Raw genomic sequence first — 22,844 nt, forward strand, 5'->3', positions numbered from 1 at the left:
TCCGGGATGGCTCGTTGCCGCGAAAAATGCGGCGCGCATAGTTTCTGCACAAATGTGGAATATACAGGCGCGATTGCCGCCGTTAATCTTCGGTTCGTTCGATGTTTCGTTCGATGGCTAATAGCCGCCAATGTGGCCGAGGCGAGCGTTGTTTTCCGTGCGCTAGCCAACCGATGGGCCGTCCTGCCGATCTTATTCTCTGATGGCAAGTCGCGCTGAAATCTCCACGCCGTGAAAAAACGGCGACAGGAATGCGACAGCAAAAAGGAGTATTAAAGGCAGAAAAGTGAATGGGACGACTGGCGAATAACCCGGCGGTATTGATGTAATGCAGCGGATCATATGCCTTTCGTTATGGACATTGTGTATGCAGACGCCATGGCAAGTGTCTGCCAGAAGACAGTATTCCGGGGGGAACAATGAATCATCATCAACTTGAAAAGGACATCGAGCATCTCGAGCAGGTCATTGCTCGGCTTTCAGGCCACGATCGTATTCCGCTTTCCTATTGGCGCAACCGCATCGAATCGGTGTCGAACGCGGCGCTGGTGCCGTCGCAGATGCAGCGTGTGAAGCGCCTCGCGCAGGCGCTGGGCGAGTTGGAGATGCGCGTAAAAGAGAGTTCGTCACACGAAACGGTTCGTTAGGCCGATACGTCGCCGGAGTGCGGAGCGTGTGTAAAGAATCGCAATAAATTGGCTCGCGCCGACGAAAAAACCCCGTAATTCGGCACTCTTTGACGCCGGAGCGGTCACAATACGCTTGTGTGACTGAACTGGAGATCAATGTTCATGGCGAGCTACAAGCAACTGACTGCCCAACTCGAAAAGCTGCACAAGGAAGTCGCGGCGGCGCGCGAAAAGGAAGTTGAGCAAGCGATTGCCGAAATCAAGGCAAAGATCGCGGAGTACGACATCACAGCGGAAGAACTCGGTTTCTCCAGCTCGCGTCCCGCGAGCGCGCGCAAGAAGCCGCTGCCCGCGCGCTACAAGAACCCGAAAACCGGCGAGACCTGGAGCGGCCGCGGCCGCGCGCCCGGCTGGCTGGCGGGCGTGAAGAATCGCGACCGCTTTCTGATCAGCGAGTAAACAGGGTTCGAGCGGCTTTCAAGGGGGCTGCGAGCGGGCTCCCGTAAAACCTCACCTTTGCGCGGCGCATGGCCGATCTGCCGTGCGCTCGCGCGGCGCCATCCCCCAGGGCACATCCCGCCACTCCCGCAAAATCTCACCTCAGGCGCGCCGCTGGCCGCGCTCCGGCGGGCGTTTCCCGTTCGCGCGCGTGGCGATCTGGCCGCGTGCCGCCGTTAACTTTAGTCGTGTGCGGTAATGCCGTGTATCATTCGTCCCCGGCGCCTTCCGCCGCGCACACCGGTTGGCCACATACGCAACTCCCGCCGCGCGGCTGGTTGCCCGATTTCATCAGCGATACCCCTCCATCCATGTCAGTAGCCGAACTCAGACGCCGCCGCACGTTCGCGGTCATTTCTCACCCGGACGCGGGCAAGACCACGCTCACCGAAAAGCTGCTGCTATTTTCGGGCGCGATCCAGATCGCCGGTACCGTGAAGGGCAAGAAGAGCGGCCGCTTCGCGACGTCCGACTGGATGGAGATCGAAAAGCAGCGCGGCATTTCGGTCGCGAGCTCGGTCATGCAGTTCGAGTACGGCGACGCCGTCATCAACCTGCTCGACACGCCGGGCCACGAGGACTTCTCGGAAGACACCTACCGCGTGCTCACGGCGGTGGACGCGGCCGTGATGGTGATCGACGGCGCGAACGGCGTGGAAGCGCAAACGCTCAAGCTGCTCGAAGTCTGCCGCAGCCGCAAGACGCCGATTCTCACGTTCATCAACAAGCTCGACCGCGAAGTGCGCGAGCCGCTCGACCTGCTCGACGAAATCGAGCAGCACCTCGGCGTGGCCGCGGTGCCGTTCACCTGGCCCATCGGCATGGGCAAGGAATTTCAGGGCGTCTACGACATTCAGCGCGACCAGGTGCGCGTGTTCCGCGCCGGCGAGCAATCGCTGGGCGGCGCGGTGGAGACGCTGCAGCACATCAGCGACGAAGAAGGCGAAGCGCGCTTCGGCTACCACTGGAAGCGCACCAAGGAAGAAGTCGAGCTGATCACGGGCGCGACGCCCACGTTCGATCGCGACGCCTTCCTCGCGGGCGAGCAGTCGCCGGTGCTGTTCGGCTCGGCGATCAACAACTTCGGCGTGAAGGAAATTCTCGACGCGCTCGTCGACCTCGCGCCGCCGCCATCGCCGCGCATGGCCGTGCAGCGTCCGGTCTCGCCCGAGGAGCCCAAGTTCACGGGCGTGGTGTTCAAGGTGCAGGCCAACATGGACCTCGCGCACCGCGACCGCGTGGCGTTCATCCGCGTGTGCTCGGGCCGTTTCGAGCGCGGCATGCAGCTGAAGGTCACGCGCAACAACAAGACCTTCCGCGCGAACAACGTGGTGAGCTTTCTCTCGCAGCGCCGGGAGACCGTGGCCGAGGCGTACCCTGGCGACATCATCGGCATTCCTAATCACGGCACGCTGAGCCTCGGCGACACGCTCACCGAAGGCGAAGACCTGCAGTTCACGGGCCTGCCGTTCTTCGCGCCGGAAATCTTCCAGACCATCGAAGTGGTCGACCCGATGCGCGCGAAGCAACTGGGCGAAGCGCTCAAGCAGCTCGGCGAAGAGGGCGCGATCCAGGTGTTCCGTCCGCTGCACGGCGGCGCGACGATCCTGGGCGCGGTGGGCCAGTTGCAGTTCGAAGTGGTCTCGCATCGCCTTTCGGCGGAATACAAGGTGGACGTGCGCATCATGCCCGCGCGCTATCGCCTCTCGCGCTGGGTCACCTGCGACGACGCCAACGAGCTGCGCCGCTTCACCGATTCGTACGAGGCGCGCATGGCCTACGACGCATCGAACGCGCCCACGTATCTCGCCTCGCACGTCTCCGAAATCGAAGTCGCGCAAAAGGCGTGGCCGAAGATCGTGTTCAACGAGTTGCGCGAGCATTCGGGCGCGCCGTTCCGCAAGAACATGTAAGTGTTGCCGTGGCCTTCCGCGGCCATGGATGCATCCCGAGCGGGCCGCTTCGTGCGGCCCGAATTTTTTGCGGGCCGCACTTCAAGCGTTCTGGGAACGCTCGGCGCGCTGCGCCACCTCCAGCCGGTTGCCGCCGAGCGCCTTCGCGCCATAGAGCGCCGCGTCGGCGGCCGATAGCAGGCTGGCGAGCGCGGCCGGCGCGTTGTGCGCTTGCATGCCCGCTTGCGTGTCCGATCGCATGCCTTGTTGCGCGTTGCTCAGCGCGAGCCCGATGCTGACCGTCGCGCGCACGCTTCTGCCGTCATCGGCGTGCGCAGCCGTTTGCGCGAAACGCTGCGCGATGCGCTCGCCGATCATCCCGGCCCGCTCGCTGTCGCGGCCCGCGAGCAAGGCCGCGAACTCCTCGCCGCCGATGCGCGCGAGCACCGCGTCCGGCCCCATCTCGGCGCGCGCGACGTCGGCGAAGGTCTTCAGCACGGCGTCGCCGGCCTGGTGGCCGTAGCGGTCGTTGATCGCCTTGAAGCGGTCGAGGTCGAATGCCAGCAGCGCCACGCGTTCGCGCGTCCCCGCGCGGCTCAGCACGCGCGTGCCTTCCTCGAAGAACCAGCGGCGGTTGCCGAGCCGGGTCAGATAGTCCGTCCGGGATTCCTGCACGAGCCGGCTGTGTGTTTCGTCGCGCACGAGGCGCAGCAGCGTCATCGGCAGCACGACCGAGTACAGCACACCTTCGTACATCGTGATCTTGCTGAAGAGCGGCAGCAGGGCTTGCCCGTAGCACGCCGCGAGCCACGGCAGCACGCACGCGCGAAACGCGTAGAGCACCGCGTGAACGCCCGTCACGATCACGGCGATGCGGCGCGCCTGCGCCCATTCGAGGCCGTCGTTGCGCAGCAGCTCGCGCGTCGCCATGGCGCAGGCCAGGGAAATCGGAATCGCGCTGTAGTAGAGCCACATGGCGTCCTGGCCGCGTGCGCCCGCAATGGTCCACGCGAGCGCGAGCAGGGCGAGGATGACTGCGGAGGCCGTGCGGTATTGCCGCCCGCTCATGACGGCGAGCCCATGCGCGATCTGCAGATAGCCGGTCACGATGACCAGATTGCTGATGGCGCCGCCCCACGCGCCAGGCAAGGCGTGCCGCCAGATGGCGAGCGCGACGCCGACGCCGAGCGTGGCATAGCCGCCGGCAAGGATTTTCAGTTCCCTGCTGCGCTCCGGATGCGCGCGGTGCTCCCAGAGCGTCATGCCGGCGCTGGCGAAAAGCGTTCCGATTGCGAGGGAATAAAGGGTGAGAAGATCGACTTGCATCGCGGGCGTTAGAGCTTGTTGTTGGCGCGAACAGGCCCTCGGGTGCTGCGCCGGAAAATTGCGGCGGCGTCGCGCATTCTACGCTGAAAGCGTCTCGCGAAGGCGTGCTTTGGCGGCCCGTTCAGGTGGCGAAATGCGCGCAGCGCGGGAGCAGTTCGCCTATCCTGAGCGGATAGCGAGCGCACAGCGAGGAGGAGCAGTGACCGTACGCAATCTCGATGCGATATTCCAGCCGAAATCGGTAGCGGTGATCGGCGCTTCGCAGCGACCGGGCAGCATCGGCCAGATGGTGTGGCAGCGTCTCATCGAAGGCGGCTTCGCCGGCCCGCTGTGGCCCGTCAATCCGCGCCACGCGGGCGAGCTGGCCAGCTTCGACGGCAAGCCCGTGCTGGCCGATGCCGGCGACTTGCCCGAGGCGCCCACCGTCGCGCTCATCTGCACGCGGCCCGCCACGTGGCCGGCGCTCGTGCATCGCCTCGGCGGCATGGGCACGCGCGCGGCCATCATCGTGGGCGAAGTGCGCACCGAGGAAGACCGCGCCGACCTGCGCCACGCGCTCGCGGCGGCGCGCCCGCATCTGCTGCGCATTCTCGGGCCCGGCACGCTCGGCGCGCTCACGCCGGCGCTCAATGCGCAGCTCGGCGCGGCCGCCACGGTCGCGCGCACCGGCGGCGTGGCATGGGTCTCGCAGTCCAACGCGCTCACCAATGCCGTGCTGCGCTGGGCCGGCCCGCGCGGGCTCGGCTTCTCGCACGTAGTGGCGCTCGGCGATGAAGCCGATGTCGATGTCGGCGACGTGCTCGACTATCTCGCGAGCGATCCGTCCACGCGCGCAATCCTGCTCGAAGTGGACAGCATCGCCGCGGCGCGCAAGTTCATGTCGGCGGCCCGCGCGGCGGCGCGCAACAAGCCGGTGCTCGCGCTGCGCAGCGGCCGCGACGATCCCGGCGACGCGCTCTACACGGCGGCGTTCCGGCGCGCGGGCATCGTGCGTGTGGATACGCTCGACGACCTGCTCGACGAAATCGAAACCCTGGGCGTGGGCCGCGTGGCCGCGAGCGACACGGCCACGCTCATCACGAGCGATCGCGGCGTGGCCACGCTCGCGCGCGACGCGTTCATGAAGGCCGGCGACACGCTCGCGCGCTGGAACGACGAAGCGCGCGCCGCGCTCGAGACGGCGCTGGAAGCGGCGCTGCCGCGCACCCAGGCCGGCAATCCGCTCGTGCTCGGCGACACGGCCAAACCGGAGCACTTCGGCCTCGCGCTGCAAGCGCTCGCTTCGCAGCGCTCGACCGGTACCGCGTTCGTCGTGCATGCGCCCACGCACAGCGCGCCCGTGGCCGAGGTCGCGCGCACGCTCATCGAAAACCAGCGCTTTGCATATCGCGGCATGCTCGCGTGCTTCTTCGGCGGCGTGGACGACACAACGCGCGACGCGCTGCATGCGCACGGCATTCCCGTGCATACCACGCCGCGCCGGTTGGCGCGGGCGTTCGCGCGTCTTGTCGATTACCGGCTCGGGCGCGAGCTCCTGATGCAGACGCCCGAGAGCATGCCCGCGCAAGGCGCGGCGGCCATCGAGGCCGCGCAGGGCGTGGCGCGCGCGGCGCTGGCGGCGGGGCGCACCACGCTCGAAGGCGCGCAGGCGGTGCAGTTGCTGGGCGCGTTCGGGCTGCGGACGCTGGACAGCGCGGAGCAGTCGTCGGCCGAGGCTGTCGTCGACGTGAGCGTGGAGTTTCGCGACGACGAGAACTTCGGCCCGGTGTTCCATTTCGAGGCGCCGTCGCCCGACGGCTTCTCGCCGCCGCTGCGCGTCTACAGCCTGCCGCCGCTGAATCCCGTGCTTTCGCGCGACATCGTCGAGCAGTCGCCCTATGCGCGCCGTGCCGCGCCCGAGCCGACGCTCGAAGCGCTGACCGGGCTTTCGCAGGTGGTGTGCGAGGTGCGTGAGATCGTTGCGATGCAGTTGACGCTGCGCGTGCTGCCGCATGCGGTGATGCTGGTCGCGCCGCGGCTCACACTCGCGGAAAAGCGCAGCCGCTTCGCGATCATGCCGTATCCGCGCCGGCTCGAAGAGACGCTCGACTGGCACGGCGAGCGCCTGACGATCCGGCCGATCCGGCCCGAGGACGAGGAGATGCATCGCGCCTTCATCGACACGATGACGCCCGACGACTTGCGCCTGCGCTTTTTCTCGGCGGTGCGCAGCTTCGATCACACGCAGCTCGCGCGCATGACGCAGATTGACTACGACCGCGAGATGGCGCTGATCGCGACCGTCGAGGGCGAGGACGGCAAGCCGCGCACGCTCGGCGTGGCGCGGGCGGTGGCCGACCCCGACAACGAGACCGCCGAGTTTGCCGTGGCCGTCCAGTCCAATCTGAAGCGGGGCGGCCTGGGCCGCCTGCTGCTCACGCGCATGATCGCCTACGTGCGCTCGCGCGGCACGCACTGGCTGCTGGGTGAGGCGCTGCGCGAGAATGCGCCGATGATCGGGCTCGCGCGCGCGTGCGGCTTTACGGTGACGCCCACGGAGGACCCGGGGGTAGTGGGGTTCAGGATGCCGCTGGATTGATGTGGTGCGCCCTGGCGGCGTGCTCCGGCGATGAGGGACTGCGCGGCGTGAGCAGGCCGCGCAGCCGCCGGGCCGCCGTCAGGTTGCGGCCAAACTCAGGCGGCGATTTTCGCGAGTGCGTCGTCCACTTGCGCGCGCGTGACCGAGAGCTCTTCGAGCCAGCCCGCCGCGTATTGCGCGCCGGTTTCCTTTTCCAGACGCGCAATGGTCGCGGCACAGCGCGCGGCGTCCTTCGGTGTGGCGATGAAGGCCTTGACCGACTGGCCGCCCTGGAACGCCTCGAACAGCGGCGTGCGGATTTCCTCGGGCAGCGCGCGCGTGGTCCACTGATGCGTCTTGCCGTTGAAGGTCAGCGCGGGCGGCAGCACGCGCTCCTTGCGCGTGGCCGGGATCAGACCGAAGTTGCGTGCGGCTTCGGCGATCTGCTCGGCCGAGAACAGCTCGTCGGGCGTGATCTCGAACTGCGCGATCGCGGTTTCGACGGTCTTCATCGCGTTCGCGCGGTCGTCGCGCTTTTGCTGTGCGCGCGCGACGATATCGCGCAATTCGTCGGCTTCGTCGCTCGAAATCGTGAAGCTGGCCTGTTTCTGCTGAAGCTCGGAAAAACGCTGGAATTCTTGATCGGTCAGAAGTTTCGCCATGAGGTGTGCATGCGCGTCCGGCGCACGTGGCGCACACCGGACGGGTTTTTTGAGAGGGCCGCCATTCTAACCGTTTTGCGCGCCGGGCTTCCACTTGCGAACCAGGATTCAGCGCGTGCGCAAGACGCCGCCGTGCGCCACGGCAAACCAGGAACGCTCTGATGTTCCCACCCCATCACGCTTCCTACGATGGCGTGATGAAAATCTCCACACCGACTCCGTCGCCGCGTTCGGCCGCCTTGCTCAAGCGCGGCATCGACCGTCTGAACGCCGAACAGCACTCGCTCGCCGAGACCCTTTTTCGTGAAATCCTGGCGCAGGATCCGCAGCACGCCGACGCATGGCATCAGCTTGGCGTGGCGCTCGCTCGCCAGGCGCGCTATGCCGACGGCGAGCAGGCGATCCGCAAGGCGCTGGCGCTGCGCGAGAGCGGCGCGCTGCATCGCGACCTCGCATGGACGCTGCTCTGGCAAGGCCGTGACACCGAGGCCATCAACGCGTACTTCGCGGCCATCAATCTGGGCGTGCGCGAGGCGCGCATGTTCAACAACGTGGGCAACCTGCTCAAGAAGCACAACGACTTCGAGCATGCCGAAGCCGCGTATCGCGCGGCCATCGAGATCGATCCCGGTTATGCCTTCGCGCACGGCAACCTGGCGGTTCTGCAACAGGACGCCGGCCAATACGAGGCTGCCGAAGCGAGCTTCAGGCGCGCGCTCGAAGTCGATCCGAAGTCGATGCACTTCTGGCAATGCTATGGCGGCTTGCTGGAGCGTCTCGACCGCCTGGAAGAGGCCGATGAAGCCTATTGCCGGGGCGGGCGATGGGAGTCGGCGCAATACGTGCGGCGGCGCGTGGCGCACTGGCGCGACCTGGACAAGATCGACCGGGCCGCTCTGGAGATGGTTGCCGCGGGCGCGGTGGAGAATCTCACGCCGTGGGGACTGCTGGGCATCCCGGCGCTCACGCCGGCGCTGCACCGCGAGGCCGGGCGGGCCTTCGCGCAGTCGCGCTGGCGCGGCGAACTGGCCGCGTTGCCGCTCGTCGAGCGCGGCGCGGGGCTGGCCGACGCGCTGGCGGCCTTCGAGGCGGGCGCGCGCCTGCGCATCGGCTATCTCTCCGCCGATTTCCACGATCACGCCACGCTGCGCCTGCTCGCGGGCGTGCTCGAATTGCACGACGCTACGCGCTTCGACATTCATCTGTATTCGTATGGCGACGCCGCGCCCGATGCCGCGTGGCGCGAGCGGCTCGCGGCGCTGCCCGCCACGCTGCACGAAATCGGCGCGCTCACCGATGCGCGGGCGGCCGCGAAGATCGCGACCGACGGCATTCATGTGCTCGTCGACCTGAAGGGCTATACGACCGGCACGCGGCTCGGCATCACGGCGCTGCGGCCCGCGCCCACCATCGTGAGCTGGCTCGGCTATCCGGGCTCGCTCGGCGCGCCGCGCCTGGCCGACTACGTGATCGGCGACGCGGTGGTGACGCCGCCCGCCGCCGCATCGTTCTATAGCGAGACGCTCGCGCTGATGCCGCATTGCTATCAGCCCAACGATCACCGGCGCCAGTGCGCGCCGCGGCCCACGCGCGCCGCGGCGGGCTTGCCCGAGCGCGGCTTCGTGTTCTGCAGCTTCAATCAGACCTTCAAGCTCAATGCGTGGGTGGCGTCGGTCTGGTGCCGCCTGCTCGCGGCAACACCCGGCAGCGTGCTATGGCAGCTCGACCCCGGCAGCGAGATGGCGCGCACGAATCTGCATGCGTTCTTCGAAGAGAAAGGCGTGGAGCGCGCGCGCGTGATTTTTGCGAAGCGCGTGCCGCAAGAGGCGCATCTCGCGCGGCTGCAACTCGCGGACCTCGCGCTCGACACCCTGCCGACCGGCTCGCACACGACCGGCAGCGACGCGTTGTGGGCGGGCGTGCCGATGGTGTCGGCGCTGGGCGCGCTGTTCGCGGGGCGCGTGGGCGCGAGCTTGCTGCATGCGGTCGGGCTGGACGAACTGGTCGCGCGCGACCTCGACGGGTATTTCCAGATCGCGCTCGCGCTCGCGAGCGATCCGGCCTGGCATGCGCAGATCCGCAAGCGGCTCGCGGCGGCGAAGACCGATGCGCCGCTCTTCGATACGGCGCGGTTCACGCGCGATCTGGAGCGGCTGTTCGCGGCAATCGTCGAGCGCGAGGCGAACGGCGGGGACGGGGCGGTGGTTGTGGGGGCGTGAACGCCCTTACCCCTCTCCCTCCCGAAACATCGACAGCGTCTGCACCGTCTCGCCCAGCATCCGGGTGGCCTCGTCGAGCGAGGGCGCGACGTATTCGTCGATGCGCTTGAGGAACGGGCAGGTAAGCGCCGCGATGGCCTGCCCCGACGGCCCGAGCACCGGAAACGTCACGTCCGTCACGCCAAAAATCTGCTGGCTGTCCTTGCGCGAGAAGCCCGCGCCGCGGATCTGCTCGCAGACCGCTTCGAGCGCGGCATGGTCGATGGGGACTTCGCCCTTCACCTTCGTATGCTCAGCGAGCATGTGTGCGCGCTGCTCCGCGCTTTGGTACGCGAGGATCGTGCGTCCCGAATTCGTGTCGACGAGACCCACGCGCGCGCCCAGCCGCACCGCGATGCCCCACGTGCCCGGGCCGTCCACCTGCGCGATCACGAGCAGGTTGCCGCGGTCGTACACCGCGAGGTGGCACGACTGCTCCGCGGCGTTGGCGAAGCGCTGCATGAGCGGCAGTGCCTCGGCGATCAGCCGCTCCATCGGCGGATGCCGGTGCGCTAGCGCAAACAGCTTGAGGCTCAGCGCGTAGCGGTCGCCGGCCTCCGAGCGCATCACGTACTGGCGCGCTACCAGCCGCTCAAGCATCCGGTAAATCTCGCTCGCGTTACGCCCCAGCGCCTTCGTGATCTCCGCGCGCGTCAAGCCGCCGCGCTGCTCGGCGAGAAGTTCGAGAATGTCGAGCCCTTTGTCCAGCGCGGGCGCGCGATAGCGGTCACCGTCGTCTTTCTCGTCCAGCTCCGGCTCGCCCGGCAGCGCATCGGTTCGCGGTTTGCGTGCGTTCGTATTCATTTTTTTCCTTGCTTTTTTATCTCGTCCCAAATCCTGAGCAGCCCAGGGAAATTCCGGACCTTTGCTGCATTGCACATTCCTTGACCTTGGATCGTGCGTATATGAATAATAGGTTCACTGGTGAACATATGCCAGCGGCGTGCTCTTGGATTAGGTCTACAACGACAGAATGGACAAGGAGACAGACATGGCGTTCGCATCCGGGCTATTCGAGGCCCGCTGCTTCACTGAAACCCGCAAGGCACGCGCTTTCTCGCGCGCAGCGAAGACGTTGTGCGCCGTGGCGGCCTGCGCTGCCGCGCTAGGCGCGCCCGCCTCGGCGCAGGCCGTCGAAGCGGGCAAGGTGGGCCTCGGCCTGCCGCTGCTGACCTCGCCCTTCTGGCAGTCGTACAACAACTATCTGGGCACGTACGCGAAGCAGATGGGCGTCGATGTTCTCGCGCCCGTCAACTCGAACAACGACCCCGCGCAGCAGATCACCGACATGAACAACATGATCAATCTGGGTGCGAAGGGCATTGTGGTGGGGCCGATCGATTCGGCGGCCATCAGCCGCGCGCTGGCGAGCGCCGCGCAGAAGAACGTGAAAGTGGTGGCCGTGGATGTCGCGCCCACGCAAGGCGCCGTCGCCATGGTCGTGCGCGCCGACAATCGCGCCTACGGCGAGAAAGCGTGCAAGTACATCGGCGAACACGTGAAGTCGGGCAAGGTCGTGCAGATCATGGGCGATCTCGCTTCCGTGAACGGGCGCGACCGCTCGGAGGCGTTCCGCGCGTGCCTGAAGAACTATCCGAATCTGTCGCTGCTGGAGATTCCGGCGGGCTGGAAGGGCGACGTGGCAGCCAGCGCGCTCGACAGCCTGCTCACCGCGAATCCCGACGTCAAGGGCATCTACATGCAGGCGGGCGGCGTTTATCTCTCGCCCACGCTGCAGACGCTGCGCCGCAAGCAGCTGCTGTTTCCCGCAGGCGAGCCGAAGCATATCGTGATCGTCTCCAATGACGGCATTCCGCAGGAATACGAAGCAATCCGCAAGGGCGAGATCGATGCCACCGTTTCGCAGCCCGCCGATCTCTATGCGAAGTACGGCCTCTACTACATCAAGGCGGCGCTGGAGGGCAAGACCTTCAAGCCGGGCAAGACCGATCACGACAGCACGATCATCCAGTTGCAGCCCGGCATTCTCGAAGACCAGTTGCCGGCGCCGCTGGTGACGAAGCAGAACGTCGACGACAAGAATCTGTGGGGCAATACCATCAAATGAGCGATGAAACGAGCGACCGGATGAGCAACGGTTCGAGCTTGGAGCAAGCGGGTGCGCTGCCGCGAGGCGGCGCACTGCATCCAGCGGCCTTTGCGATGCAGCCCGCGGCGGCCGCCGGGCTGCCGCCGGTGGTGGAGGCGAGCGGCGTGACCAGGCGCTTCGGCTCCACGGCAGCGCTCGCGAACGTGAGCCTGCGCGTGATGGCAGGCGAGTCGCACGCGCTCGTGGGCCGCAACGGCGCCGGCAAGTCGACGCTCGTTTCGATCCTCACGGGTCTGCGCAAGCCCGACGAGGGCGCCGTGCGCTTCAACGGCGAACCCGCGCCGCCCATCGCCGACCGCGATGCGTGGCGCGAGCGCGTCGCGTGCGTGTATCAGCACTCGACGATCATCCGCGATCTCACCGTTGCGGAGAATCTGTTCATCAATCGCCAGCCGCTCAGGCGCGGCGTGATCGACTGGACCACCATGCGCCGCGACGCACGCGCGCTGCTCGATCACTGGCGCATCGACGTGCGCGAGGACGCGCGCGCGGGCGATCTCACGGTGGAAGCGCGCCAGCTTGTCGAGATCGCGCGGGCGCTCTCGTATGGCGCGCGCTTCATCATTCTCGACGAACCTACGGCGCAGCTCGACGGCGACGAGATCAAGCGGCTCTTTCGCCGCATCGACGAATTGCAGCGCGAGGGCGTGACGTTTCTCTTCATCTCGCACCATCTGCAGGAGGTGTATGAAATCTGCCAGGCGGTGACGGTGCTGCGCGACGCGCGCCATATCGTCAGCGCGCCGGTGGCAGAGTTGCCGCGCGAGCGCCTGATCGAGGCGATGACGGGCGAGCACGGCGGCCTGAACGTGGCCGATGCGGCCGCGCGCGCGGCTTTGCCCGCCGACGCGAAGATCGCGCTCGACGTGCGCGGCATTTCGGGCGGCGATTACCGCGACGTGTCTTTCCAGGTGAAGCGCGGCGAAGTCGTGGGCATCACGGGCGCGACCAGCAGCGGGCGCACGAGCGTGGGAGAAGCCGTTGCGGGGCTGGCCGGCCAGCAGGCGGGCGAGATTCGCGTGAACGGCGCGCCTCTGAAGCCCGGCGACGTGCCCGCCGCGCTCGCGCAAGGCGTGGGCTGCGTGCCGAAGGACCGCCATCACGAAGGGCTCGTGCTCACGCAATCGGTGGCCGAGAACGCGTCGATGACGATTGCGGGCCTGCTCGGGCGCCTCGGCTTCGCCTCGCCGGCGAAGAAGAACCATGTGGGCCAGCGCATGATCGAGGCGCTCGGCATTGTCGCGCAGGGGCCCGACCACGTGGTCTCGGGGCTCTCGGGCGGCAATCAGCAGAAGGTGGTGATGGCGCGCGCGCTCGCGAGCACGCCGCAAGTGCTGGTGCTGATCGACCCCACAGCGGGCGTGGACGTGAAATCGAAGGAGGCGCTGCTCTCCGTCGTGGACCGCGTGCGCGACGAAGGCAAGGCCGTGCTCGTGGTGTCGAGCGAACTCGACGATCTGCGCACCTGCGATCGCGTGCTCGTGATGTTTCGCGGCAGCGTGGTAGCGGAATTCGCCGCGGGCTGGCAGGACCACGAACTGATTGCATCGATTGAAGGAGTCGATCTTCATGAAGCATAGCGTTAATGGTGGTGCAACTGCGGGTGGTCTACCGGCGGGTGGGGTATCCGCGCCGGCCTATGCGGCAGTGCAGCCCGATGCGGCCCAGGGCGCCTCGGCGGGACGCGGCGCGCGCAGGCGCATCGAGTTCGCGCGCCTGCGCGAACTCGCGCTGGTGCCCGCGCTGTTGCTGCTCATCGTGATCGGCGGCTTCGTGAGCCCGAGCTTTCTCACCAGGGCGAATCTCATCAGCGTGCTGGGGGCTTCGGCGGCGCTCGCGCTCGTCGTGCTCGCCGAATCGCTGATCGTGCTCACGGGCAAGTTCGATCTCTCGCTCGAATCGACGGTGGGCATCGCGCCCGCCGTGGGGGCGATGCTCGTGATGCCGGCGGCATCGGCGGGCTTCGGCACACAATGGCCCGCCTTTGCAGGACTCCTTGCGATCGTGGTCGTGGGTGCGCTGGTCGGCTTCGTCAATGGCTTTCTGGTCGTGCGGCTGCGCCTGAATGCGTTCATCGTCACGCTGGCCATGCTCATCGTGCTGCGCGGCATGCTGGTGGGCGCGACCAAGGGCGGTACCCTGTTCGACATGCCGAACTCGTTCTTCGCGCTCGCCACCACCATCGTGCTCGGCTTGCCGCTCTCGGTCTGGCTCGCGGCCGCCGCCTTCGCGTTTGCCGCGTTCATGCTGCGCTACCACCGCGTGGGCCGCGCGCTCTATGCGATCGGCGGCAATCCTGACGCCGCGCGCGCCGCGGGCATCCGCGTGGAGCGCATCACGTGGGGCGTGTTCGTGCTCGGCAGCATTCTGGCGGCGCTGGGCGGGCTGATCGTGACCGGCTACGTGGGCGCGATCAACGCGAATCAGGGCAACGGCATGATCTTCACGGTGTTCGCGGCGGCCGTGATCGGCGGCATTTCGCTCGATGGCGGCAAAGGCACCATGTTCGGTGCGCTCTCGGGCGTGCTGCTGCTCGGCGTGGTGCAGAACCTGCTCACGCTTGCCCAGGTGCCGTCGTTCTGGATTCAGGCGATTTACGGCGCGATCATTCTCGGCTCGCTGATGGTGGCGCGGCTCGCGGGCGGCGACCAGAACTGAACGGCGGAGGCGAGACTTGAGTTCTATCGTGAACAGCGGTGCACCGCATACCGATGCGCGTCTGATCCTGCTCGTACCGGAAGACAACTGTTTGATCGCGGCGGCGCGCCTGCCAGCGGGCGAAACGCTGGAGATCGAAGGCGAGCGCGTGACGCTCGCAAAGACGATCGACCTCGGGCACAAGGTGGCGCGCCACGCGCTGGCGAAGGACCAGAAAGTGCTGCGCTATGGCGCGCCGATCGGCCATGTGACGACAAACGTGGCGCGCGGCGAGCATCTGCACACGCACAACCTCGAAAGCGACTATCTGCCGACTTACACGCACGACACGGGCCACGAGTTCGTATCGCACTGATTGCACCGATCGCACCGATCGCACTGATGCCGATGAATGCCATGACCGAATCCCAACTCTACGCCAAAGCAGGACCTACGGCCGAACCCGTACTCGAAGGGTGGCCGCGCAGCGACGGACGCAAGGGTATCCGCAATGTGGTTGCGGTGGCGTATCTGGTCGAGTGTGCGCATCACGTGGCGCGCGAGATCGTCGCGCAGTTTCGCGAGCCACTCGATGGATTCGACGATCCGGGCGCGCACACCGAGCCGCCGGTGCATCTGATCGGCTTTCCGGGCTGCTTTCCGAACCGTTACGCCGAAAAGATGATGACGCGGCTCACCACGCATCCGAACGTGGGCGCGGTGCTGTTCGTCTCCCTCGGTTGCGAGAGCATGAACAAGCACTATCTCGTGGATCAGGTGCGCGCGAGCGGACGTCCCGTAGAAGTGCTCACGATTCAGGAGAAGGGGGGCACGCGCAGTACGATTCAATACGGCGTGGACTGGGTGCGCGGGGCGCGCGCCCAGCTCGCGCAGCAGCACAAGGTGCCGATGCGGCTCGACGAGCTCGTGGTGGGCACGATCTGCGGCGGCTCGGACAGCACGAGCGGCATTACCGCGAATCCGGCGGTGGGACGCGCGTTCGATCATCTGGTCGCGGCGGGCGCGGCGTGCGTGTTCGAAGAAACCGGCGAGCTGGTGGGCTGCGAGTATCACATGAAGAATCGGGCGGCGCGCCCCGAACTGGGCGACGCGATCGTCGCCTCGGTGGCGAAGGCCGCGCGCTATTACTCGATTCTCGGCCACGGCTCGTTTGCCGTGGGCAACGCGGATGGCGGGCTGACCACCCAGGAGGAAAAGTCGCTGGGCGCGTATGCGAAGAGCGGCGCGTCGCCCATCGTCGGCATTGTGAAGCCGGGCGATGTGCCGCCCACTGGCGGGCTCTATCTGCTCGACGTCGTGCCAGATGGAGAGCCACGATTCGGATTCCCGAATATCAGCGATAACGCGGAGATCGCGGAGCTGATCGCGTGCGGCGCGCATATCATCCTGTTTACGACGGGGCGCGGTTCCGTGGTGGGGTCGGCGCTATCGCCCGTCGTCAAGGTCTGTGCGAATCCGCAGACTTATCGCAATCTCTCGGGCGACATGGACGTCGACGCGGGCCGGATACTCGAAGGCCGCGGCACGCTCGACGAAGTGGGCCGCGAAGTGTTCGATGTCACGCTCGCGGTATCGCGCGGGGTGCGCTCGAAATCGGAGATGCTCGGCCATCAGGAGTTCATTCTCACGTACAAGACCTTCGAGCCGACCGGTCCCGCGTGCCTGCCCGCGAGTGCGCGCGTGGCGGTGCCGGTGGTCGCTTCGCACTGACGCCAACGCTTCATCGCACCCTTCACCGCAACGAGGAGATACTCCGCATGGCGCAGGAGCCGCACCCGCATCATCAGCACGATCAGCACCGCCCGCAGGTCGCGCAGCGCCGCCGCATCGGGCGCACCGCGCTCGAAGTGAGCGCGCTGAGTCTGGGCACCGCGCCGCTCGGCGGCCTGTACCGCGATCTCACCGATGCACAGGCGCAGGCCACTGTCGATGCCGCCTGGGATGCCGGCATGCGTTTCTTCGACACCGCGCCGCACTATGGCCACACGAAGGCCGAGCATCGGCTCGGCGATGCGTTGCGGCGCTATCCGCGCGGTGAATACGTGCTGTCGACCAAGGTGGGCCGCCGCTTCGTGCCGCGCACGCATCGTTACGACGGCAGCGAAGGCTGGCAGAATCCGCTGCCGTTCGAGGCCACTTACGATTACACGCGCGAAGGCATCCTGCGCTCGTTCGAAGATAGCCAGCAGCGCCTGGGCATCGTCGATATCGACATCCTGCTCGTGCACGACATCGGCCGCCTCACGCACGGCGAGCGCAACGCGCACTACTGGCGGCAACTCACCGACGGGGGCGGCTTTCGCGCGTTGGACGAACTGCGCGCGGCGGGTGCGGTGAAGGCCATCGGCCTCGGCGTGAACGAGCGCGAAGCGGTGCTCGATGCGATCCGCGAGTTCCAGATCGATTGCGCACTGCTGGCGGGCCGCTACACGCTGCTCGAACAGGGGCCGCTCGATGATCTGCTGCCCGCTTGCGCCGAGCGCGGCGTGAGCATCCTGCTGGGCGGCGCGTTCAATTCGGGCATTCTCGCGCGCGGCCTCGCGGGCGAGCGCAAGTTCAATTACGGCGATGCGCCGCCCGAGGTGATCGAGCGCGTCGCGCGTCTCGAAGCGGTCTGCCGCGCGCATGACGTGTCGCTCGCGGCGGCGGCGCTGCAATTTCCCTACGCGCATCCGGCTGTGGCGACGGTGCTCACCGGCGCGCGCAGCGCGGCGGAATTGCGCGAGAACGTGGTGTCGTTCGCAACGAAGCTGCCGCCCGGGCTCTGGCGCGCGTTGCGCGACGAGGGACTCGTCGATGGGCGCGCGCCGCTGCCCTTGCCCTGAAAGCGCCCATCCCATGACCAGCTCAACCGCAATCGCGCGGATCGACGCGCATCAGCACTACTGGGACCCCGCGCGCGGCGACTACGGCTGGCTCACGCCCGCGCTGGCCGAGCTCTATCGCCCATTCGGCCCCGCCGACCTCGCGCCGCTGCGCGCGCGCTGCGGCGTCGCGCGCACGGTGCTCGTGCAGGCCGCAGCCACCGTCGACGAAACCTGGTATCTGCTCGATCTGGCGCGCCACGACGATTCGATCGCTGCCGTGGTGGGCTGGGTGCCGCTCGACGACCCGCTGGCCCCGGAGCTGATTGCCGAGCTCGCGCGCGAGCCGAAGCTGCGCGCCGTGCGCCCGATGCTGCAGGACCTGCCCGACGACGACTGGATCGCGGCAGCCGACACGGTGCGCGCCGTCGAGGCCCTGATCGCCCACGACCTCGCATTCGATGCGCTGATCTTCACGCGCCACGCACGCGCGCTCGAAACGTTCCTCGCGCGTCATCGCGCGCTGCGCGTGGTGATCGATCATGGCGCGAAGCCGCCCATCCGCGAGGGTGCGGAGGGCGCCCCGGGTTTCGATGCGTGGTCGCACGCCATCGCGCGGCTCGCGCGCTTTCCGCAGGTTTATTGCAAGGTGTCGGGGCTCGCGACCGAGGCCGCGCCCGACTGGAGCGACGCCACGCTGAGCCCGTGGATCGAGCATCTGCTTGCGAGCTTCGGCGCGCAGCGGCTCATGTGGGGCAGCGACTGGCCCGTGCTCAATCTCAACGGCGACTACGAACGCTGGCACGCGAGTGCCCAGCGCCAGTTCGCGCACCTGGGCGAACGCGAGCGCGCCGCCGTGTTCGGCGGCAATGCGACGGCGTTTTACCGGTTCTAAACACGGGTCTGAACGCGGTTCCAGACACGTCAAGCCAATTCGAATCAACAGGAGTGGCGATGGTACAAGTGGCACAAAGACTGGCCGGCAAGACGGCCTTGATCACCGCGGCTGGCCAGGGCATCGGCTACGCCGCCGCGGAACGGTTCGCACGCGAGGGCGCGCGCGTGATCGCGACCGACATTCGCATCGACGCGCTCGCGTCCCTGCCGGTCGAGGCGCGCAAGCTCGATGTGCGCGACGGCGCGGCCATCGCGGTGCTCGCGCGCGAGCTAGGCGCAATCGACGTGCTGTTCAACTGCGCGGGCTTCGTGCACGCTGGCTCGATTCTCGAAGCGAGCGAGGAAGACTGGGATTTCGCGTTCGACCTCAACGTCAAGGCGATGTACCGGACCATCCGCGCCTTCCTGCCCGCGATGCTGGAGGCGGGCGGCGGCTCGATCATCAATATGTCGTCGGCGGCGTCGAGCGTGAAGGGCGTGCCCAACCGTTTCGTGTACGGCGCGTCCAAGGCGGCTGTGATAGGGTTGACCAAGGCCGTGGCCGCCGACTTCGTGACGCGCGGCATCCGCTGCAACGCGATCTGCCCCGGCACCGTGGCCTCGCCCTCGCTCGAAGAGCGCATTGCCGCGCAAGCGGTGGCGCAGCACACGAGCGTGGACGCCGCGCGCGCGGCCTTCGTCGCGCGGCAGCCGATGGGGCGCGTGGGCACCGCCGACGAGATCGCGGCGCTCGCGCTTTATCTCGCGTCGGACGAGTCGGCGTTCACGACCGGACAGACGCATGTGATCGATGGCGGGTGGTCTAACTAGTCAGGGCCTGTTGCTAGTGGGAACAGGCCCTTGTCCATGCGATGATTGCCGACGGACGTACTGCACGTGCCGTACGTATTGCACAAGACAGACAAGGAATAGAGACAATGAAATTGCTTCGCTATGGCCCCAAGGGTCACGAAAAGCCGGGCCTCCTCGATGCCGAGGGCCGTATCCGCGCGCTCTCGGGCGCCGTTGCCGACATCGCAGGCGATGTGCTTTCCGACGCGGGCCTCGCGCAACTGCGCACGATCGACCCGGAAACGCTGCCGCTCGTGGAGGGCAACCCGCGCCTCGGGCCCTGCGTGGGCCATATCGGCAAGATGGTGGCCATCGGTCTGAATTACGCCGATCACGCCGCCGAATCGGGCATGCCGGTGCCGAGCGAGCCGGTGGTGTTCAACAAGTGGACGAGCTGCATCGTCGGACCGAACGACGACATCGAAATCCCGCGCGGCTCGAAGAAAACCGATTGGGAGGTCGAGCTGGGCGTGGTGATCGGCAAGCCTGCCAAGAACGTGAGCGAGGCCGATGCGCTGAACTACGTGGCGGGCTACTGCGTGATCAACGACGTGTCCGAGCGCGAATGGCAGATCGAACGCGGCGGCCAGTGGGACAAGGGCAAGGGCTTCGACACCTTCGGCCCGATCGGCCCGTGGCTCGTCACGCGCGACGAGGTGGCCGATCCGCAGAATCTCTCGATGTGGCTCGAAGTGGACGGCCACCGCTACCAGAACGGCAGCACCCGCACGATGGTCTTCACGGTTGCGAAGCTGGTGTCGTATCTTTCGCAGTGCATGAGCTTGCAGCCGGGTGATGTGATTTCCACGGGCACGCCGCCGGGCGTGGGCATGGGTGTGAAGCCCGAGCCGGTGTACCTGAAACCGGGCCAGACCGTGCGCCTGGGCGTCGAAGGGCTCGGCGTGCAGACGCAGAAGACGCGCGCGGCGGACTGAGCGCGGTCTTTCGACCCTTGCCGCATAAGTAAAACGGCCGCGCATTCATCGCGCGGCCGTTTTTTATCCAATATGTCACGCTTGCGCGTCGGGCGTGCCCCCTGCCTCGCCCATCCGGCTGACCGTGCCCTGCGCGAGCGCCACGAGCCGCTCGTCGCCGTTTTCCATCACGAACACGCTGCACTGGCAGGTGGCCTGCTGGCGCCCCGCGTGGACCACGCGCGCCCGCGCGATCAGCGTGCCGGACATCGCGGGCCGCAGGTAATTGATCTTGTACTCGCCCGTCACCACGCGGGGGCCCAGCGCCAGCGCGCCCGCGAAGGTGAGGGCGTTGTCGGCGAGATAGCTGATCACCCCGCCGTGCACGAAACCGTGCTGCTGCTTGAGCTCGTCGCGCACGGGCAGCCGCAGCGTCAACTCGTTGGTCCCGACGTTCATGAGCTCGGTGCCAAGCAGCATGCTGAACGGTTGCGCATGAAGCGCGCCGCGCGCGCGATCCACCAGATCGGTCATCTTCGGATTCCCCAGGGGCCACGCCCACGTAGTTTCCTAACCACTGTAGGAAGTGCCGTGCGGCGGTTCAAGGTGAATCGTCGGCCGCTGCGCCTGGATTGTTGTGAAAAATGACCGTAATCTCGCCAGGCCCGACGAGGACTGGCGAATTCCCAGCGCGTCAGGGCAGCGCGCGATACGCCGTCAACAGGTGATACGGCGTGGTTGAGGGCATGTCCGCGCGAGCGACTTCCCCGGCCGCGCTTCGGCACTCCACCCAGCCTTGCGGCGTGAGAAAGCGCTGCGCGAACTTGCCGGTCTGCGCGTCCAAAGTTGCGCGCACAACGGTATCGCCATGTGTGGCGAGCGCGCGCAGATATTCGGTCTGCGCCCAGATGCGCTGCGTGGCGTCGATCACGCGACCCTGTTCGTCGAGGGATGCGGCCACAGCGCCCGTCGCCGGGTCCACGCCGTGCTTCACGGCGAACGCGAACGCGCGCGCGAGCGCCTCCTGAAGCCCCGACGCGCCGAGCCGCTGCGCGCCTGCCTGCTGCACGAGCCAGAACCACTCGAATTGATGTCCGGGTTCGAGCCGATTGTCCTGCGCACCGAGCGGCAATTCGGCGATGCAGCCGGTGGGCGCGTGGAGGAAATTGCGCGCCACAGCTTCGGCGAGGGTGGTGATGGCCGCGTCGAAAGCGGCATCGCCGGTTGCCTCGCGGGCCGCGAGCCACGCTTCGGTCAGATGCATCAGCGGATTTTGCAGCGGTCCGCTCGTGACGCTCGCAAACGACGCATCGAGCGTGGCGTTGAGCAAGCCGTCGCGCGCCTTGAAGCGATCGACGATCAGCGCCGATGTTTCGCGCGCCGTGTCGAGCGCTTCCGGCACGCCAAGACGCTGGCCATATGCCGCGCACGCGAACACCACGAACGCGTGCGTGTAGAGATCCTTCGTGGTGTCGAGCGGCGCGCCCTGGGCATCGACGCTGTAGAACCATCCGCCGTGCGTGCGATCGGCGAAGGTACGGCACAGCGACGCGTAGAGCGTGTGCGCATGCGCGGCCTCGCCGGCCTGCGAGAACACGAAAAGCTGGCGGGCGCAGGCCATCGCGCGATAGCGCACGTCGGGCAGCGGCGTCGTGCCCGACGCGTCGAGCGCCTCGTGCGCCAGGCGCAGCGCCGCGTTGAAGCCGGGGCCGCGCCACAACGCCAGGATCGTGCGGTCGAAATGATCGCGCAGGCTCGCTGCGCCGGTGAGAGCGTTCATGAGTGACATGGGCGCATGGGCGCCGGCACGAGGAAAACAGGGTGCCTGCGATTGTACGCTGGGGCCAATCCATCTCTGTCATGGGGCGTACGATGCAAGCATGCGGCGGCGCGTTGCGCTTGACGCAGGGCATGGCGGAGTGGCGTCGGCGCGTCTGGCTGCGGCAATTCCAGCCACCGGGTGGCCTGCGCAAGCGGCGCAAATCCACGAAAGCAAGGAGAGCGAGAGCGATGCTCGGCAACTGGGAACTCATTTCGCGGCTGGTGCTGGCCGCCGCGCTTGGCAGCGTGATTGGCTTCGAGCGCGAACGTCTGTCGTGGGCGGCGGGGTTGCGCACGCACATGCTCGTATGCGTGGGATCGTCGCTCATCATGATCGTCTCCGCGTTCGGCTTTGCCGATGCGCTCGGCGGCGAGCACGTCGTGCTCGATCCGTCGCGGATGGCCGCCCAGGTGGTCTCCGGCATCGGCTTTCTGGGCGCCGGCTCGATCCTGCTGCGCGGCGAGATCGTGCGTGGCCTGACGACGGCCGCGAGCCTGTGGTCGGTGGCGGCCATCGGCCTTGCCGTGGGCGGCGGTCTCTATACGGCGGCGATCGCGGCCACCATCATCATTCTCATCATTCTCGCGGGCATCAAACCGCTCGAGCGGCGCTTCATCACGTTTCGGCAGCGCCGGCGCATCTCGCTGCTCGTCGATCGCGGCGCGCTCACGTTCCATTCGCTGCACGACGCGCTGGGCACGTCCAGCCCACGCGTGAAGCAGTTCGTGGTGCAGCAGAGCGACGACTCGCCCGAGCTCGACGAGGTGATGATCGTGCTGAACCGCGTCTCGTCGATGGAGTACGAGGCGATCTGCACAGCATTGCGGCGTCTGTCCGTCGTCAAGGAGTTTCGCGAGGATGACGGACAAGGTTGATGCGTCATCCATGGTTCGCATTCGAGGGGGCTCTCAGGTTTAACGTTTGCGGCTAAGATGCGTGACCAGTGGCGCGCGGTTTTGGGGTTTCAGGGGCGCGCCCAAGGAGCG

The 22,844-nt window shown here is 67.0% G+C and carries 20 protein-coding genes; 15 read left to right on the forward strand and 5 right to left on the reverse strand.

All coding sequences use genetic code 11. From position 1 onward, the window contains the following. Nucleotides 1-419 precede the first annotated feature (419 nt). From PWP93_RS18915 to PWP93_RS18925, 3 genes are all read left to right on the forward strand, one after another. The gene (locus tag PWP93_RS18915) at nucleotides 420-647 is read left to right on the forward strand and encodes a hypothetical protein (RefSeq protein ID WP_421045500.1); all 228 of its coding nucleotides are present in this window, start codon (nucleotides 420-422) and stop codon (nucleotides 645-647) included. A gap of 144 nt (nucleotides 648-791) precedes the next feature. Further along, a complete protein-coding gene (locus PWP93_RS18920; protein WP_421026366.1) occupies nucleotides 792-1,088 on the forward strand; it encodes an H-NS family nucleoid-associated regulatory protein in 297 nt (98 codons plus the stop codon). A 350-nt stretch (nucleotides 1,089-1,438) separates the two neighbouring features. Further along, nucleotides 1,439-3,040 carry a peptide chain release factor 3 gene (locus PWP93_RS18925; protein ID WP_421026367.1) on the forward strand — a complete coding sequence of 534 codons (1,602 nt, stop codon included), beginning with the start codon at nucleotides 1,439-1,441 and terminating at the stop codon, nucleotides 3,038-3,040. An 81-nt stretch (nucleotides 3,041-3,121) separates the two neighbouring features. Here the strand turns inward: PWP93_RS18925 and PWP93_RS18930 are convergent, their stop codons facing one another. Next, nucleotides 3,122-4,345 carry a diguanylate cyclase domain-containing protein gene (locus tag PWP93_RS18930; protein ID WP_421045501.1) on the reverse strand — a complete coding sequence of 408 codons (1,224 nt, stop codon included), beginning with the start codon at nucleotides 4,343-4,345 and terminating at the stop codon, nucleotides 3,122-3,124. 199 nt (nucleotides 4,346-4,544) lie between these two features. Between PWP93_RS18930 and PWP93_RS18935 the strand changes: the two genes are divergently transcribed. Next, on the forward strand, nucleotides 4,545-6,923 hold the full coding sequence (locus tag PWP93_RS18935; protein ID WP_421045502.1) for a GNAT family N-acetyltransferase: 2,379 nt from the start codon (nucleotides 4,545-4,547) through the stop codon (nucleotides 6,921-6,923). Between the two features lie 95 nt (nucleotides 6,924-7,018). Here PWP93_RS18935 and PWP93_RS18940 read toward each other — a convergent pair whose 3' ends face one another. Beyond that, nucleotides 7,019-7,564 (reverse strand): hypothetical protein, encoded by a 546-nt coding sequence (locus tag PWP93_RS18940; RefSeq protein ID WP_421026370.1) that lies wholly within the window; start codon nucleotides 7,562-7,564, stop codon nucleotides 7,019-7,021. 161 nt (nucleotides 7,565-7,725) lie between these two features. Between PWP93_RS18940 and PWP93_RS18945 the strand changes: the two genes are divergently transcribed. Next, nucleotides 7,726-9,783: a tetratricopeptide repeat protein gene (locus PWP93_RS18945; protein ID WP_421045503.1), complete on the forward strand. Its 2,058-nt coding sequence runs from the start codon at nucleotides 7,726-7,728 to the stop codon at nucleotides 9,781-9,783. Nucleotides 9,784-9,789: 6 nt separating this feature from the next. Here the strand turns inward: PWP93_RS18945 and PWP93_RS18950 are convergent, their stop codons facing one another. Next, the gene (locus PWP93_RS18950) at nucleotides 9,790-10,626 is read right to left on the reverse strand and encodes an IclR family transcriptional regulator (protein ID WP_421026372.1); all 837 of its coding nucleotides are present in this window, start codon (nucleotides 10,624-10,626) and stop codon (nucleotides 9,790-9,792) included. Between the two features lie 187 nt (nucleotides 10,627-10,813). On the opposite strand from PWP93_RS18950, the gene PWP93_RS18955 reads away from it, so the two are divergent. The 9 genes from PWP93_RS18955 to PWP93_RS18995 all read left to right on the forward strand — a co-directional run bounded on the left by PWP93_RS18955 (nucleotide 10,814) and on the right by PWP93_RS18995 (nucleotide 20,057). Then, nucleotides 10,814-11,890, forward strand: a complete 1,077-nt coding sequence (locus PWP93_RS18955) for a sugar ABC transporter substrate-binding protein (protein WP_421045504.1) — start codon at nucleotides 10,814-10,816, stop codon at nucleotides 11,888-11,890. Nucleotides 11,891-11,985: 95 nt separating this feature from the next. Next, nucleotides 11,986-13,512, forward strand: coding sequence for a sugar ABC transporter ATP-binding protein (locus tag PWP93_RS18960; protein WP_421046117.1), 1,527 nt, complete (start codon nucleotides 11,986-11,988; stop codon nucleotides 13,510-13,512). Continuing rightward, a complete protein-coding gene (locus PWP93_RS18965) occupies nucleotides 13,502-14,590 on the forward strand; it encodes an ABC transporter permease (protein ID WP_421026374.1) in 1,089 nt (362 codons plus the stop codon). Before PWP93_RS18960 ends, PWP93_RS18965 begins: the two co-directional genes overlap by 11 nt. Before the next feature lie 16 nt (nucleotides 14,591-14,606). Next, nucleotides 14,607-14,945, forward strand: a complete 339-nt coding sequence (locus tag PWP93_RS18970; protein WP_421045505.1) for a UxaA family hydrolase — start codon at nucleotides 14,607-14,609, stop codon at nucleotides 14,943-14,945. A gap of 41 nt (nucleotides 14,946-14,986) precedes the next feature. Beyond that, nucleotides 14,987-16,300: a UxaA family hydrolase gene (locus PWP93_RS18975; protein WP_421045506.1), complete on the forward strand. Its 1,314-nt coding sequence runs from the start codon at nucleotides 14,987-14,989 to the stop codon at nucleotides 16,298-16,300. Nucleotides 16,301-16,347: 47 nt separating this feature from the next. After that, complete coding sequence (locus PWP93_RS18980) at nucleotides 16,348-17,415, forward strand: aldo/keto reductase (RefSeq protein ID WP_421045507.1); 1,068 nt, start codon at nucleotides 16,348-16,350, stop codon at nucleotides 17,413-17,415. Nucleotides 17,416-17,428: 13 nt separating this feature from the next. Then, a complete protein-coding gene (locus tag PWP93_RS18985; RefSeq protein ID WP_421045508.1) occupies nucleotides 17,429-18,289 on the forward strand; it encodes an amidohydrolase family protein in 861 nt (286 codons plus the stop codon). A 68-nt stretch (nucleotides 18,290-18,357) separates the two neighbouring features. Then, nucleotides 18,358-19,101: an SDR family oxidoreductase gene (locus PWP93_RS18990; RefSeq protein WP_421046118.1), complete on the forward strand. Its 744-nt coding sequence runs from the start codon at nucleotides 18,358-18,360 to the stop codon at nucleotides 19,099-19,101. A 107-nt stretch (nucleotides 19,102-19,208) separates the two neighbouring features. Continuing rightward, entirely contained in the window at nucleotides 19,209-20,057 is an 849-nt protein-coding gene (locus PWP93_RS18995; protein WP_421045509.1) for an ureidoglycolate lyase, read from the forward strand. Nucleotides 20,058-20,132: 75 nt separating this feature from the next. Here PWP93_RS18995 and PWP93_RS19000 read toward each other — a convergent pair whose 3' ends face one another. Both PWP93_RS19000 and PWP93_RS19005 read right to left on the reverse strand, forming a co-directional pair. Then, entirely contained in the window at nucleotides 20,133-20,570 is a 438-nt protein-coding gene (locus PWP93_RS19000) for a PaaI family thioesterase (protein WP_421026380.1), read from the reverse strand. 160 nt (nucleotides 20,571-20,730) lie between these two features. Beyond that, complete coding sequence (locus PWP93_RS19005) at nucleotides 20,731-21,825, reverse strand: AGE family epimerase/isomerase (protein ID WP_421045510.1); 1,095 nt, start codon at nucleotides 21,823-21,825, stop codon at nucleotides 20,731-20,733. 221 nt (nucleotides 21,826-22,046) lie between these two features. Between PWP93_RS19005 and PWP93_RS19010 the strand changes: the two genes are divergently transcribed. Further along, entirely contained in the window at nucleotides 22,047-22,733 is a 687-nt protein-coding gene (locus tag PWP93_RS19010) for an MgtC/SapB family protein (protein ID WP_421045511.1), read from the forward strand. Nucleotides 22,734-22,844 lie beyond the last annotated feature (111 nt).

Source organism: Paraburkholderia sp. A1RI-2L, assembly GCF_048957375.1.
GTDB lineage: Bacteria > Pseudomonadota > Gammaproteobacteria > Burkholderiales > Burkholderiaceae > Paraburkholderia.

What these genes read in the sequence shown, in the direction of transcription:
- PWP93_RS19005 (WP_421045510.1), bottom strand. Translation starts at nt 21,825, where the DNA reads ATGTCACTCATGAACGCTCTCACCGGCGCAGCGAGCCTGCGCGATCAT.
- PWP93_RS18950 (WP_421026372.1), bottom strand. Translation starts at nt 10,626, where the DNA reads ATGAATACGAACGCACGCAAACCGCGAACCGATGCGCTGCCGGGCGAG.
- PWP93_RS18925 (WP_421026367.1), top strand. Translation starts at nt 1,439, where the DNA reads ATGTCAGTAGCCGAACTCAGACGCCGCCGCACGTTCGCGGTCATTTCT.
- PWP93_RS18915 (WP_421045500.1), top strand. Translation starts at nt 420, where the DNA reads ATGAATCATCATCAACTTGAAAAGGACATCGAGCATCTCGAGCAGGTC.
- PWP93_RS18930 (WP_421045501.1), bottom strand. Translation starts at nt 4,345, where the DNA reads ATGCAAGTCGATCTTCTCACCCTTTATTCCCTCGCAATCGGAACGCTT.
- PWP93_RS18960 (WP_421046117.1), top strand. Translation starts at nt 11,986, where the DNA reads ATGCAGCCCGCGGCGGCCGCCGGGCTGCCGCCGGTGGTGGAGGCGAGC.
- PWP93_RS19000 (WP_421026380.1), bottom strand. Translation starts at nt 20,570, where the DNA reads ATGACCGATCTGGTGGATCGCGCGCGCGGCGCGCTTCATGCGCAACCG.
- PWP93_RS18940 (WP_421026370.1), bottom strand. Translation starts at nt 7,564, where the DNA reads ATGGCGAAACTTCTGACCGATCAAGAATTCCAGCGTTTTTCCGAGCTT.
- PWP93_RS18945 (WP_421045503.1), top strand. Translation starts at nt 7,726, where the DNA reads ATGTTCCCACCCCATCACGCTTCCTACGATGGCGTGATGAAAATCTCC.
- PWP93_RS18955 (WP_421045504.1), top strand. Translation starts at nt 10,814, where the DNA reads ATGGCGTTCGCATCCGGGCTATTCGAGGCCCGCTGCTTCACTGAAACC.
- PWP93_RS18980 (WP_421045507.1), top strand. Translation starts at nt 16,348, where the DNA reads ATGGCGCAGGAGCCGCACCCGCATCATCAGCACGATCAGCACCGCCCG.
- PWP93_RS18965 (WP_421026374.1), top strand. Translation starts at nt 13,502, where the DNA reads ATGAAGCATAGCGTTAATGGTGGTGCAACTGCGGGTGGTCTACCGGCG.
- PWP93_RS18920 (WP_421026366.1), top strand. Translation starts at nt 792, where the DNA reads ATGGCGAGCTACAAGCAACTGACTGCCCAACTCGAAAAGCTGCACAAG.
- PWP93_RS18995 (WP_421045509.1), top strand. Translation starts at nt 19,209, where the DNA reads ATGAAATTGCTTCGCTATGGCCCCAAGGGTCACGAAAAGCCGGGCCTC.
- PWP93_RS19010 (WP_421045511.1), top strand. Translation starts at nt 22,047, where the DNA reads ATGCTCGGCAACTGGGAACTCATTTCGCGGCTGGTGCTGGCCGCCGCG.
- PWP93_RS18985 (WP_421045508.1), top strand. Translation starts at nt 17,429, where the DNA reads ATGACCAGCTCAACCGCAATCGCGCGGATCGACGCGCATCAGCACTAC.
- PWP93_RS18975 (WP_421045506.1), top strand. Translation starts at nt 14,987, where the DNA reads ATGACCGAATCCCAACTCTACGCCAAAGCAGGACCTACGGCCGAACCC.